Below are 13,559 nucleotides of genomic sequence, written 5' to 3' on the forward strand. Positions count from 1 at the left end.
AATCCGTCAAAAACCAAGCAGTTTGTGTTCTTTTACGGGCCAAATCCATGATATATTTTTAATCCCTGTCAAAACGAATTGCGGAAGTGGTGAAACTGGCAGACGCGCTAGGTTCAGGGCCTAGTGAGAGCAATCTCGTGGGGGTTCAACTCCCCCCTTCCGCATTTTTCTCCTTCACCCGTACCTTCTCCGCGTGACGTTTGCAAATGCAAACCAATGACCCCGTCATCCGCGTGCTCCCACAGCAGGTGGTTGAGAAAATCGCCGCGGGCGAGGTCATTGAGCGGCCGGCGTCGGTGCTCAAGGAAATTATAGAGAATGCGATAGACGCGGGCGCGACAAAAATAGACATCGTTATCGAGGACTCGGGATTTTCACTGATCCAGGTGAGCGACAACGGCTCGGGCATGTCGCCGGTAAACCTCGAAAAATCCGTGCTGCGCCATGCGACCAGCAAGATTGCCACGGCCGACGATCTCTACGCCGTTTCGACCATGGGGTTCCGCGGCGAGGCGCTGGCGAGCATCGCCGCAGTGAGCCGCACCGTCATCGCGAGCAGCGCCACGCAGGACGGCCTCGGGTATTCGCTCGGGTGCGACGGCGGCGTTGCCGCGAAACCGAAACCCGTGCCGCATGTGCGCGGTACAACGGTGTCGTGCCGTGACCTTTTCTTCAACGTGCCCGCGCGCAAGAAATTCATGAAGACCCGCAAGGCGGAGCGAATGGCGCTCGCGCGGCTCATCGAACAGATCGTGATTCCGTTTCCGTCAATGCATTTCACCGCGGTGTTCGAGGGCAAGCCGGTCTTCGACGTGCCGCCGGCTGATTCGCTGCTCGGCCGCATTTCCCAGGTCGCCGGCGTGGAATTCGCAAAAACGCTTGTCATGGCCCAGGGAAGCGCGGAGGGCATGGAGGCAACGCTTTTTTTTCCGCTTCAGGACAACGGCCAGGCCCGGCCGCGCTACCAGAACCTGTATGTCAACCTGCGCCGGGTGGACAACGATTCGGTGCTTTTCGCCGTGCGCCAGGCGTTTGCTCAGCTTGTCAGACGCGACTTTCGTCCCTCGTTTTTCTGCTTCATCGATATTGATCCCTCATTGATCGACGTCAACGTCCACCCCACGAAACAGAAGGTGAAATTCGAGGATGAACAAGGCCTTTTCAGGTTCATTTATGCCGCGGTCAGCAAGGTGCTGAAACCTTCGGCGCCGGCGGCCCCTGCCCGCACGTCTCAAATGGAGGGCGAAATCAGCACAAACGGCCTTGCGCCCGCACCGGTTCCAGCGGCTGAGGCCCCTTTAGAAGAAAGCGGCCGGCCTTTGTTTGCCGCCGAGGACCCTGCTGACGGCGCCTACGGTCAGACCATTCTCGCCTTTCCGAAAAAAGGACCTCAGGGTGAGAATGATCTTGATTCCCTTGACCAGGAGAAGGTACAATTAGCAGACAGCAGCGACCGGGCGTCCTGGAGCCTCATTTCGTGCTTTCAAATACACGAGATGTTCATTCTCGCGCCGATAAAAAACGGCATCCTGCTCATCGACCAGCATGCGGCGCACGAGAGGATTCTGTACGAACAGGCGCTCGACGACCTCAAGGTGGGACGGGCAGCGTCGCAGCAGCTTTTATTTCCCGTGGTGATCCGGCTCACCGCCACGGAAAAAACGGTGGTAGGGTCGTCGGAGGAATATTTCAGGGCGTTCGGTTTTGACATTCAGGATTTCGGCGGGAACGAGGTGTCGGTTTCCGCAACGCCGTCGTTCATGAAAAGTTCCGACATCGAGAGCTCGGTGCGCGACATGATAGGCTACCTGCTCGATGAAAAGAGTATGGGCCATTTCCCCGAGCCGCACAAGCGGTTCGCGGCCGCGTTTGCCTGCGGTGCGGCGATCAAGGCGGGGCAGAAGCTTTCGCAGGAGGAGATGATGGCGTTGCTCAACAGCCTGTTCTCCGCGCAGAACCCGTACACCTGCCCACACGGCAGGCCCACGGTGGTCAGGATTTCAATTGACGAGCTTTCCCGCAGATTCCTGCGGTGAGGGAGTCCGATGAAGATAGAACATGATAATAAAGGCATTGTCATCCTGCTGCCCGAACGGTTTCTCAAGCCGGCGTCCAATGCGTTCCTTTTGTCGCTGAAAAAGGAGATCGAAGCGGGCGCGGCGCGAATTGCCGCGGATTTCAAGAATACCGTGCTCATCGACAGCACTGCCATCGGCGCGCTGGTCGCTATGGCCAAGGAAGCCAAGGCGCAGGGCGTACCGTTTTACATCCGCAACCTGAGCGGCGAAATCTACGCCCTTTTCACGGACACCGGGCTCGACAGGATTTTCAACGTCGAGCACGAGGGCCGGGTGCATTCGGCCGAGGTGGATATATTTGAGAAAACGGGCGACGTCCGCCTCGAAATAACGATCGAAACCGTAAACGGCATATGCGTGTTCCACCTTGCCGGCGTGATGAACCATCTTCAGGGATCGCGCTTTTTCAGGCAGCAATTCCTGCTCGCGATGGCCGAGCACAAGAAAATCCTGCTTGACATGCAGGATCTGACCTTTTTTGACAGCCTGAGCATGAGCGTGATGCTCAACATGAACAAGCTGATCAAGGAGACGGGCGGCAGCATGCGAATCTGCAACGCCAACTACGCGGTCAACGATCTCTTCATGACCACCAACCTCAACCGGATCATTCCGGTATTCACCACCCTTGCCGAGGCCCTGCGGAACTGGGAATAGGGGAGATTCCCTCATGGCAAGCGCCGTGCTCATCAAGTCCATCGGGTGCCGCACCAACCAGGAGGAGATGACGGCCCTTGCTGCACAGCTGGCAGGCGATGGCTACTACGTTGTTTATGACCTCGCGGACGCTGATGTGGCAATTGTCAACTCCTGCCTCGTCACCTCTGCGGCGGAGGCTAAAACCCGTCGGTACATTTCTTCGGTATCGCATGCGTATCCCGGCGTAAGAATCTGCGTCACCGGCTGCCTTGCCCAGCATTCTCCGCACGAGATCCTTAAACGCATGCCGGTCACCTGGGTGGTGGGAAACTCCCGCAAGCATGATATTCCGGCTATTCTGCGCAAAAAAGAGGGCGGCGTGTTTCATGGAGCAATGGATGCGCATGCTCTCGCAGCGGTCTCTCTTGTCAATTCTCCCACGTGCCCGGGCGCATCGGGCCGCACCCGTTTTTTTCTCAAGATCCAGGAGGGATGCAACTACCGGTGCGCCTATTGCATCGTGCCGCTCGTGCGCGGGCCCTCGAGAAGCGTTTCCTTTGACCGCGTTGTCGGGGTGTTCGAAGACGCCCTTCGCGCCGGATACAAGGAAATTGTTCTTACCGGTACCCATATCGGACAATATTCTGATGGCCCGTCTTGCGGATTAGAGGCGCTTGTGGAAAGGCTCGCAAACACGGACGGCGATTTCCGGGTCCGCTTGAGCTCGCTTGATCCGCGGGACATGTCTGATTCCCTTTTGCAAATGATCGGCTCACATCCGCGCCTGTGCAGGCACCTGCACCTGAGCGTGCAAAGCCTGTCTCCGGCCGTGTTGAAAAATATGGGACGGCCCATTGCGGAGCATGGCCGGTTTCTTGAAAAGCTTGCCTCATTCCGGAAGAGTTTTCCTCTTGCAGGACTCGGCGGCGACTTCATTACCGGCTTTCCCGGAGAGACGAACGAACAGTTCGATGGTACATGCAGGGCGGCGGTCGAGTGCGGGTTTACCTTCGGGCATGTGTTCCGCTATTCGTGTCGTCCGGGCACTCTTGCGTCCGCCATGCCGGGGCAGATTGACGAAAAAGAAAAAAGCAGGCGGAGCGAGCGCCTCCGGAAACTCCTCGAGGACCGCCGCCGCCTTTTTGTAAGAAGTGCCGCGGGCGAGGTGCAGCGCGTCCTGGTGGAGGAGGAATCCCCTGCGGCCGGTCTCGCCTCCAATTATCTCCGCATCGAGGTGGCCGGCCATACGGCGCCGGCAAACACCTGGATCGATGTGACGGTGTCCGGGATCGGAAACAAGAAGGACCGGTGCGGGGCGGTCCTGGCCAAATCGTGAGCGGCAGGGGAGCCGTTTGTTAATTTTTGGATGGACGCAGGCGATTGTAATTATTTTTTGAAACATGAATATCTTTACGCGGCTCAAAGAAGGGCTTTCCAAAACCCGCAATCAGATCGCCTCCATTGTTTCAAGCGCAAGGGGCAGGTTTGACGAGGAATTTTACGAAACACTTGAGGACGCATTGGTTTCGGCGGACGTGGGCTACGATTGCAGCACGGCACTCATTGAAAGGCTTAAAAAGGAAATCTCGGAAAAAGGAATAGTCACACCGGAGGCCGCGTATGCCGCGCTCAAGGCCATGCTCGCCGCCGACCTTACGGTGTCAAAATCTCCCGTAGAGTTTTCCCACAAACCGTGGGTGGTTCTTGTCGTGGGTGTCAACGGCGTTGGCAAGACCACGACCATCGGAAAGCTTGCGAGGGAATATTATGCTGCGGGAAAAAAGGTGATGTTCGCCGCCGCCGACACGTTCAGGGCGGGAGCAATCGAACAGCTCAGGATCTGGGCGCAGCGCACGAATTCGGAAATCATCACCCAGAAAGAGGGAGCCGATCCCGCCTCGGTCGCCTTTGACGCCATGGAGGCGTCCAAGGCACGCGGCATCGACGTGCTCCTTCTTGACACGGCCGGCAGGCTCCACAACAAGGCAAATCTGATGAACGAGCTTGAAAAAATAGTGCGCGTCATCAAAAGGAATTCACCCGGCGCACCCAACGAGGTGCTGCTGGTCGTCGACGCCACCACGGGCCAGAACGCGCTGGCCCAGGCAAAGGTGTTCAATGAAATCACCAGCGTCACCGGATTCGTCATCACCAAGCTTGACGGAACGGCAAAAGGCGGCATTGCCGTCACGCTCGCAAAGAACTTCGGGATCCCGGTGCGCAAAATCGGCGTGGGCGAAGGCCCCGACGACCTGCAGGATTTCGACCCGGCCGCCTATGTTGAGGCGATGTTCGGCGACCTTGGCGCGGCTCAGACGGCGCCGGCGCGGTAACGCGGAGTTAGGTCTTCCACTGTTTGCGAAGGAGAAACGATGGCACCCGACGAAAGCAAGTTCAGCACGATGAAATTCATGCGCTGTAAAAAATGCGGCAACGTCTTTGCGGCGAACCTTTCCAGCGCCGTCGAATGCCCGGAATGCTCTTCGGGGGACGCCGTGCAGTACCGGCCCGACGGCAAGGAAGCCGATGAACCGTCTGCAGAGGAAGAAACGCATGGATAACCCCCTTTGGTCTCCGTTCCGTTTTCTCGGCGGCAGGGATAACATCCCAGGACTGCTTGCCTGTATTCCCGCATTTGACGGATTTTTAAAAAACGAACTGAGGATCGTTGAACAGATGCTCCACCAGCGCCAGTACAAGAAAGGGGAGACCGTTTTCAACGAAGGCGAGCCGGGAGCGGGCATGTATATCGTGAAAAGCGGTGAAGTGGAAATCACGAGGAAGATGGGGAACGGTGCAGAGCTGGCCCTGGCCCTGGTGAAGGAGCAGGGCTTTTTCGGCGAGCTTGCCCTTCTTGATGAAATCCCACGGAGCGCATCCGCAAGGGCCGTCGCCGATACGGTTCTTTTCGCGTTTTCCAAGCCCTCGCTCGAAAGCCTTTGCCGGAGAAACCCGAGGCTGGGCATCAAAATCCTGTCGAACCTGTCGCGCGTCATCTGTAAAAGGCTCGTGAAGAGTAACGATGCAATGGAGCAGTTGCAGGACAGGCTGGGAAAACAAGACGGGGAAGATAAATCTCAGGAAAGCCTGACGACGCATGTTTAACAAGATAAAACCGATTTCATATTACATCATCCAATTCGGCTTTTACGGCTTTGTGCTTCTTATTGCCGCCGGGATTTTATTTTCGTTCAGTTTCATCTTCATTTCGCTTTTCGCTTCGGCGGTGTTTGCCTTCCTTCTGGAGCCTTCGGTCAATTACTGGGAAACCCGGGGTGCCAACCGTGTCGCCGTCATCCTTGTCATCTATGTGCTTATCGCGGCAGGACTCGGTCTGCTCGGTTCATACCTCGTCCCGCCTCTCATGGATGAAATGAAAAATTTTGCGGCCAACCTTCCTTCCTACGGATCCATGGTTCACGAAATGGCGACAAACCTTCAAAAGAAGGTAAATACGCTGTTTCCCGGTTTTGCCTTTCCAGACTATTATCCTTATTTAAAGGGAAAACTGTTTGTTTCCCTTAAGGCGGTAATGGCATCCGTGCCCGCGCTTGCCTCGGGCGTGGCATCGCTTGCCTCGATGACGCTGCTCATTCCGTTCATTACTTTTTTCCTTTTGGCAGACGGCTATCTTATCTCGAAGAGCATCATGACCATCGTGCCGAACCGATACTTTGAGATGTCGGTGCTGCTGCTGCACAAGATCGTCGACGCGCTCAAACTGTATGTGCGCGGTCAGCTCATCGACTCGTGCGCAATCCTTGCGCTGACGACCGTGGGATATGCCATCATTGGGTTGCCCTACTTTTTGGTGGTGGGCCTCGTTTCGGGGCTGGCGAATTTAATTCCATACTTCGGGCCCATCATAAGTTTTTGCTCTGCTGTTTTCGTTCTTCTGATTACGCCGGGCATGTTCAATCTCCTGTCCCTGATTGCCGTGACTTTGGTTTTTGTTGCGGTCCAGGTGATTGATGGAACAATCGTTTATCCCAATGTTGTGGGAAGAACGGTGCACCTTCATCCGCTGGTCGTTATTCTGGGTGTTGCCGTCGGCGGGAACATAGGCGGGCTCGTCGGAATGCTTATTGCGATTCCTGTAATAAGCATCTGCAAGGTCACGATTGAGGTGTTGTACACCTATCTGAGAAGCTACTCGATCATTTGATTTTCTCTGGATCGCATTACCGTGATTTTCTTCATGCGCGCTGCTGCTCAATGCCCAGTGAGGGGCTCATATGGGGAAAACGGAGCATGCCCCGCCGCAGCCGCTCGTACCCAGCGCGTGCAATCATGGCGGCGTTGTCGGTGCATAAAGACGGCGGCGGAAAAGAAATCTTGTCCCCGAAGATAGTGTTCAGCGTCCGCCGCAATTCACCGTTGCAGGCCACGCCTCCAGCCACCCCCACGGTTCTGATTCCCGTTTGTTCCGCGGCGAGCAGAAGGTTACGCGCCAGGGAATCAACCAATGCTTTTTGGAATGAAAAGCATATCTCGGCCCTGTTTTGCGCGACCCAATCTGCGCCTTTTTCCATGCAATAATATTTCACCGCGGTCTTAAGTCCGGAAAAACTGAAATCGAGCCGCTGGCCCGCGCACCGGGCCACCGGAAAGGGGATTGCAGGACCGGGTGCTGCGGCAACGGCCTCCTGCTCAACGGCTCTCCCGGCAGGATAGGGAAAACCGAGGAGTTTTCCCACTTTGTCAAAGGCCTCGCCTGCAGCGTCATCCACGGTCGAGCCGAGACAGGTATACCGGGCAAAATCATCCACCCGGTATATGGCGGTATGGCCTCCCGATACAATGAGGGCAAGAAACGGGCAGGACAGGTCCGGATTCGCGCAAAACAAAGAACAAATGTGGCCCTCGAGATGGTTAATGCCGGTGATTTTATTGCCATGCTGACAGTGAAGACCGAGGGCAAAGCTGATACCTACCAGCAAAGCGCCGGCAAGGCCGGGACTGTCGGTTACCGCTATGCAATCAAGGGAACGGGGGCAAATGTTGTGATCGCGCAAAACCGATTCCGCAAGAATGTCCACTTTGTTCAGGTGTGCTCGTGAGGCAAGCTCGGGCACGACTCCGCCGTATAATGAGTGTAAAGCTTGGGTAAATATTTCATTTGCCACAATGTCACCATTGGAAAGAAGGGCAACTGAAGTTTCGTCGCAGGAAGTTTCAATGCCTAGTGTGATCATAAGAAAAAAAGAATACCTTTATAGAAATAATTTTATAAAATAGATCAGATCTGTTCGTATTTCAATTTTTTAATCAAATTATTGTCCCGCCGTTTTTACCGATATAGGGCAAAATTACACTTATCAGGATGATAATCAATAGTCTTTTTTAGGAATAAAAAGCCCTATCTTGTTGATTTTCTAGTTATAATATTTTTCCAATTTTTTGGCATAATGATGGCTTATAAATGTGTCGAGTCTATGGGTATCTCATTTAAAATACTGGTAGTTGAAGATAATCCGCCAACTCAGGAGGCCTTGAAAAGATCACTTTCACGGTTGGGATGCCAGGTCCATGTTGTTGACACTGCCGAAAGCGGCATTCAGGAGTTGGCCAAAAATCATTTTGACGCGGTTTTTGCCGCGTTATGCGTAAGGGAAAAAGGTGCGCGCAGCGTGGCACGATGGATAAAAAGTAAGTCACCTCAGACCAAGGTTTTTGTCGTTACCAGTTGGAAAGGTGACCTTGAGCCAAATCTTCTGCAATTAGACGGTATTCACGATGTTATACGCAAGCCTCTGATATTTACTGAAATAAGGGATAAATTGCTTGAATATCTCGGATAATTTTTCAAGGACGTTTTTATGAAAAAAAGGTGCATCGAATGTGGCAAAAAGCTTGAGGGTGAAGAGCGTGAATCCGGTTTTTGCGCAGATTGCAACGCCAAGATCGAAAATGACATGCGTATACTCAGGGAAAGTGAAGATGACAGCTTTGCCTTTTTCTCGGAATTAACCATTTAAGATGAGTTATTTTTCTTCGAGTGTCCAATAATCTCTCCTGGTTTCTCGTAATCATTTTTGTTTTATTTCCTTTATTTTTTTAAAATTTTTTTGCTTTTTATAAAATTTATATTATATTTGTAAATGTAACAGTGGGTGGCTTTATAAAGGGCCAATTAATGATTAAAAGAACTTTTGTTTCAATTATTACAATTTTGGCCTTTGTTGCATTTGCCTTTGCCCAGCCTTCCACCACGAGTCCTGATTCATTAAAGGCTTCCCAAAATTCTGAAACTCAAAAATTGGCCAAAAAAACTATAGTCAATAATCCTTTAAAGACCTCGACCAACTGGTCAAAAATTAAAGATCTTTTCAGGTAAATAAACTTACAAAGAATAAAAAAGGGAATGCAGGCGCATTCCCTTTTTTATTCTCTTTTTTATCGCGGTTATGGATTCCATTCTTCGCTAGTTTCATGCCCGTAAAGTCGAGATGTGATTGTTCCGACACTTATGGAAAAGCTGAGTTCCTGGACAGGCGCCCGAGCATTGAACCGGGCCTTGGGTGAAGCGGTCATTTCCAGAGAGAGATAGAATAGGTTTTTGGAGTTTGGAAGCGGCGGAGGGAAATAATCAACAGCGAGCCATCCGCGCACGTTATTGACATTGGAATAGTAGCCGGTCTTTCCGGAAAAATCAATGGTTTTTCCCTCGATAAGGTAGGCCTGGGAACCAACCGTGATATAACCGAAGGACGGCACATGAAATTGCAGCCCAAGACCGCCACAGGCATCGGTGCCGTTATAGGAAGTGCCGGCATCATTCATGGAAGAAAAGAAGCTCCCTTGCGCAATTCCGATGGCGGCAAGGAGGTTATTGAAGAAAAAAGGTGTCCCGAGCTTCAGATGACCGCCTCCGGAAAAAGAATATTTGCCGTGAAATATGCCGAAAGTGTCGGTGGCGGTCGTGTCGCCGGCCACTTCCATCTGGCTCGCGCCAGCATCGATGCCGAAATTAACATAAGGGAAAGGGGAGTAGCTGAGGCGCCCCTGGATGCGGTTCAGCAGGGCGGGCACCGCGCGGTTTGTAATGGTGTATCCGCCGAGGTCGTAGGAGGCGCCTATGGAAAGTCGAGCCGGCGGCATCAGGACGGCCGGATCTGCAAGGTTCGCTGCGAAAGTAGTTGTATAAAGGGAGGTAATGCCCGCCGCCGTGATAATTGTCGCCGCCAATCGCATCACTTTTTGTTTGCATGTCTTCATTTTATTTTGTGCTTTCAATGATGGGGAGAATTTGTGTTACAGGGTGGTCCTGTAGAACTCCCTGGCATTCGGCCCAAACCGTTATCTGCACTCTTGTCGCATTTGTTTGTCCGTAAACGATCACATTAGGCGCTTTTCCGCTCTGGGTTTGGACGGTGCGTACTATGGATATTGCCGGATCGGGCTGGCCAAGGGGTTGGGCATTCCAGCTGAAATCGTAGGAACCGAGCGCTTTTATGAAATGCGGATTTGCCGTATATGCCGAGTCCATGCTTGCAAGTATTTTTAAAAGCGCGGAATCCTGGGGCGGCAATGGACGTTTAAAATACAATTTATAATAGGCCGAATCATGCCTTAGCGCATTGTATGTGGACATATACAAAGGGTCAAGCAAGGGCTCGATCGGGTCCCATTCACCATCTCCATTCAGGTCTGCATATTTATAAAGACCGTTGCTGCACTGATAAAGGGGTTCAACCGGAATATTTATATCGAATTGACGTTTCCCGTCATGGTTTATGTCTTCATAGGGCGGGCCAGGATCGTATATACAATCGCCGTTCAGATCTGCACCGCGATTCGCAAAACCGTCGTTATTTAGGTCTTCACCAGGATCCAACCTGCAATTATTATTGAGATCTTCAAAAGGAAGCACATCGGCGACCGTGTCAACTATTGAATAACAGGAGAAGGCCCCTTGGCTTACCTCTTCTACCCAGCGTGGGCTGAGTCTCCAATACACATATCCCGTCACTTGAACGCTGAACGTCACCGGTGTGCCGTCAGCGACAGGGTTGCCGTTGACATCCGTGACCACTGCTGCGCAGGGCAGGCCGAAGGTGCCGTCTTGATAGTCCACTCCTTTAAGCATATTAACCCCTATCGATACTTGATTTGGAGGGCCTGCGATGGTGAACAGCACGGTGTCCGATTTGACGCCGGAAACATCGCTTGCGATCACACCAACACCGTGGAACGTGCTCGTCGCCGTGCCTGAAACAAGGAAAGAAGAAATCGAACCATCGGCACCCGTCAGCGCCGAAGGAGGATCAATATATTCGCCGCCGCCGGGTCCGTTGGTCATATTTAAATAAATGCGTTCATTGCTGACCCTATTGTTGAGCGAATCATAAGCGACGGCGATCAACTGTGCTTTACTGCCGCTTGTTGAAATGACCGAAGGTGTACCAGTCAAAACGATTCTTCTCACTCTGGTGGCCTTAAAATATAATTTGAATACCGCCGAAGTTACTTCGGTTGAAGTCTTTGCATAAGCGGAAATCGTGGCCAAATTTGCGAAGTACGGGTTTTTTACATGAAAAACGATTCGGCCGTTGTCCGCTTTGGCAAGGGTAAAGCCCTTTGCAAAAAGAGTATCGTTGTTGATGGTGCCCATGGTGACGCTTATGGCGATCGTGGCATCGGAAACCGGCGTGGTTTTGTCTCCCAGAAGGTACGTAACGGAGAGTGCGGTCGAGTCAGTGCCGTTTGCTATACACGATTGTCCGGGGAGCGTATCGATGACTAAATAGTTGGAAGAATAGTTTATCGCGACTTTTTGAGATGCCCCCGCTGCTTGAATCTGAATGGTGTCCGTGCCAGCTCCGGAGCCGTACACCTTGCAGTAGGCCTCGCCCCGGTTATCGGTCACCGAGTCCGGTTTGTAAATAAACGTGCTGTCCTGCTGTTTGGAAAAATTAATCGGTTCGCCGACGATGGGATTTTGCGCCGCGTCGATCAAGGTAATCGCGATGGTGCTGGAATCCTTGCGGTTGGCATTGATGCTTGGCGGGTTTGCGCTGGCGGTAAGCGTAACACCGGTGAACTCGACTTGGATCGACGCGGTTTTCGTGGCGTCTTTGACCAGGGTCGCCTTTACGGTTGCGACAGTGTTCCGCCGGTCGCTGATGAGCGTGGCGACCGCCTTACCATTATCATCGGTGGTTGCGAGCGCGGTCACCACCCCGGCGGTTGTCGTAAAAGAGATTTGATCGCCCACCATGGGATTGTAGCTTTCGTTCTTCACAAGCACGGTTATCGTCGAATTGCTAGTACCATCGGCCTGAATCATCGTTGGTATCGCGTTGATGGTCATGCTTCGTGACGCGATGAATGAAAGCGTCGCGGCTGCAGAGGCGATATCGGTGCTGGTATTGAACGCGGTCACTTCAAGCGACATGGTGGTTTCGTAAGGAAGTGCATAAATGGTATCGGTGCATTTTCCCTGTGCATTGGTCTTTAATAAAACGACATCGCTGGTGTCTCTCCCGTCGATGAGCTGATAAGTGCGCGTCAGCTGGACATCCTTGTTGGTAAGCGGAGAGCCAGATTTGTCCGCAAAATAAATGTGTAGAATGGTGGATTTTGACGGATTTGCTTGAAGGATTTTATCATCGAGCGATATGGTTAGCAAAAGGTTGGTGACGTTTATTCTTATGCTGGCGTATGCGCCGGCGGCCGAGATCCGAATCGAATCGGTGCCGGTTTGAACGCTTTTGCTTTTCACGGCACATTGGGCGGTTCCTTCCGGTCCGGTTGCGGTATCTTTTGAAAGAAAGGTCAGGACTGAAGCTGTATCCCTTCCTAAGGAGAAATAGATCGGAATGTAGGGAATAGGTTCGTTTGAACCGTTAAGGACGTGGGCCAGGATATTGGTCTTTTGGCCTGGATTCATGTTGGTGGAGTCCGCGGTCACAATGATGTTAACCCCGCTAAAGACAACCCGCGTCTGGGCGCTTTTTGTGCGGTCGGACGCAAGAAACACCGTTATGAAGGCCGTATCGTTGATGTTCGCGCTCGTGAGCGTGGCGTGGGCTATTCCGCCTGCGTCAGTCGCCCCTTGACCTGAATTGCCGCAGGTTCCGCCTTGTCCGGCGATTATACCGGCGGAAGAAATAAATTGGACGCATTGCCCGACAATGGGGTTGTTATTTTCATTCATCAACGTCACATCTATTGTGGTAGCGTCCTTGCCGTCGGCTTTTAGCACTGCTTTTTCCGGATACACTTGAATCCGCTTCTGTACCTTGTCGGGAGTGTCGGTCACGTCAATATCGATCGTCTGTGTTACCGTCCCGCACGTGAACCTGATTTCCACGCTGGCTTTTGTAGTGTCCATCATTTTAAGAATCGCACGACCTCTGGAGTCGGAGTACAAGGTATCGGCGGAAAGAAACCCGTTAGCGCTAGAACAGAGGATCTGCGCATTGGCCAACGGATGTGTAAGCGTGCTGTCCTGCATCACCGTAATGGTAATGGTAAGCGACTCGCGTATTCCTATATACATGCTGTCCGGTGTTACAATAAGCGAGGGGGTCAACGTTAGGGTTTGGCCGGGCCCGGTGGAGGGATGGGGGCCGGTGAGGGCCAAGTTGCCGTTGTCGTCTTTGATGGTGCATAAAAGCAGAAAGCACACTATTCCTGCCAGAAAAACGCCGGAAACCAATTTCACTGTTTTCACGAGCAGCTCCTTTGAAATGAATTGCCTCTGCGCTGAGAGTAAAGTGAGGAAGTATCAATTATTTTTATCTAACGGCACGGCAGGAAAAAGAAACGTTCCCGCCCCGCCCGGATTAGATTATATCTTTAAAAGAAATAGAAATCAATCAAATAAATCTGCAGGTT

The 13,559-nt window shown here is 52.5% G+C and carries 13 protein-coding genes and 1 tRNA gene; 11 read left to right on the forward strand and 3 right to left on the reverse strand.

All coding sequences use genetic code 11. From position 1 onward, the window contains the following. Positions 1–80 precede the first annotated feature (80 nt). The 8 genes from VLX68_12910 to VLX68_12945 all read left to right on the forward strand — a co-directional run bounded on the left by VLX68_12910 (position 81) and on the right by VLX68_12945 (position 6,882). A tRNA-Leu gene (locus VLX68_12910) sits at positions 81–164 on the forward strand. Between the two features lie 42 nt (positions 165–206). Next, positions 207–2,036, forward strand: a complete 1,830-nt coding sequence (gene mutL / locus VLX68_12915; protein ID HUI93141.1) for a DNA mismatch repair endonuclease MutL — start codon at positions 207–209, stop codon at positions 2,034–2,036. Between the two features lie 9 nt (positions 2,037–2,045). Then, positions 2,046–2,735, forward strand: a complete 690-nt coding sequence (locus VLX68_12920) for an STAS domain-containing protein (GenBank protein HUI93142.1) — start codon at positions 2,046–2,048, stop codon at positions 2,733–2,735. Between the two features lie 13 nt (positions 2,736–2,748). After that, positions 2,749–4,053, forward strand: coding sequence for a tRNA (N(6)-L-threonylcarbamoyladenosine(37)-C(2))-methylthiotransferase MtaB (gene mtaB / locus VLX68_12925; protein ID HUI93143.1), 1,305 nt, complete (start codon positions 2,749–2,751; stop codon positions 4,051–4,053). Between the two features lie 64 nt (positions 4,054–4,117). Beyond that, positions 4,118–5,050, forward strand: coding sequence for a signal recognition particle-docking protein FtsY (gene ftsY / locus VLX68_12930; protein HUI93144.1), 933 nt, complete (start codon positions 4,118–4,120; stop codon positions 5,048–5,050). 39 nt (positions 5,051–5,089) lie between these two features. Beyond that, complete coding sequence (locus tag VLX68_12935; protein ID HUI93145.1) at positions 5,090–5,278, forward strand: hypothetical protein; 189 nt, start codon at positions 5,090–5,092, stop codon at positions 5,276–5,278. Continuing rightward, the gene (locus VLX68_12940) at positions 5,271–5,822 is read left to right on the forward strand and encodes a cyclic nucleotide-binding domain-containing protein (protein ID HUI93146.1); all 552 of its coding nucleotides are present in this window, start codon (positions 5,271–5,273) and stop codon (positions 5,820–5,822) included. Before VLX68_12935 ends, VLX68_12940 begins: the two co-directional genes overlap by 8 nt. After that, positions 5,815–6,882: an AI-2E family transporter gene (locus VLX68_12945; GenBank protein HUI93147.1), complete on the forward strand. Its 1,068-nt coding sequence runs from the start codon at positions 5,815–5,817 to the stop codon at positions 6,880–6,882. Before VLX68_12940 ends, VLX68_12945 begins: the two co-directional genes overlap by 8 nt. 31 nt (positions 6,883–6,913) lie before the next feature. On the opposite strand, the gene tsaD is transcribed toward VLX68_12945, so the two are convergent. After that, a complete protein-coding gene (gene tsaD, locus VLX68_12950; protein ID HUI93148.1) occupies positions 6,914–7,912 on the reverse strand; it encodes a tRNA (adenosine(37)-N6)-threonylcarbamoyltransferase complex transferase subunit TsaD in 999 nt (332 codons plus the stop codon). Positions 7,913–8,152: 240 nt separating this feature from the next. On the opposite strand from tsaD, the gene VLX68_12955 reads away from it, so the two are divergent. From VLX68_12955 to VLX68_12965, 3 genes are all read left to right on the forward strand, one after another. Beyond that, the gene (locus tag VLX68_12955; GenBank protein ID HUI93149.1) at positions 8,153–8,518 is read left to right on the forward strand and encodes a response regulator; all 366 of its coding nucleotides are present in this window, start codon (positions 8,153–8,155) and stop codon (positions 8,516–8,518) included. 18 nt (positions 8,519–8,536) lie between these two features. Beyond that, complete coding sequence (locus tag VLX68_12960; GenBank protein HUI93150.1) at positions 8,537–8,695, forward strand: hypothetical protein; 159 nt, start codon at positions 8,537–8,539, stop codon at positions 8,693–8,695. Positions 8,696–8,853: 158 nt separating this feature from the next. Beyond that, complete coding sequence (locus tag VLX68_12965; protein HUI93151.1) at positions 8,854–9,054, forward strand: hypothetical protein; 201 nt, start codon at positions 8,854–8,856, stop codon at positions 9,052–9,054. A 68-nt stretch (positions 9,055–9,122) separates the two neighbouring features. On the opposite strand, the gene VLX68_12970 is transcribed toward VLX68_12965, so the two are convergent. Further along, positions 9,123–9,935, reverse strand: coding sequence for a hypothetical protein (locus VLX68_12970; protein ID HUI93152.1), 813 nt, complete (start codon positions 9,933–9,935; stop codon positions 9,123–9,125). 1 nt (position 9,936) lies between these two features. Further along, positions 9,937–13,380 carry an Ig-like domain-containing protein gene (locus tag VLX68_12975; protein ID HUI93153.1) on the reverse strand — a complete coding sequence of 1,148 codons (3,444 nt, stop codon included), beginning with the start codon at positions 13,378–13,380 and terminating at the stop codon, positions 9,937–9,939. Positions 13,381–13,559 lie beyond the last annotated feature (179 nt).

Source organism: Chitinivibrionales bacterium (assembly GCA_035516255.1).
GTDB lineage: Bacteria > Fibrobacterota > Chitinivibrionia > Chitinivibrionales > FEN-1185 > FEN-1185.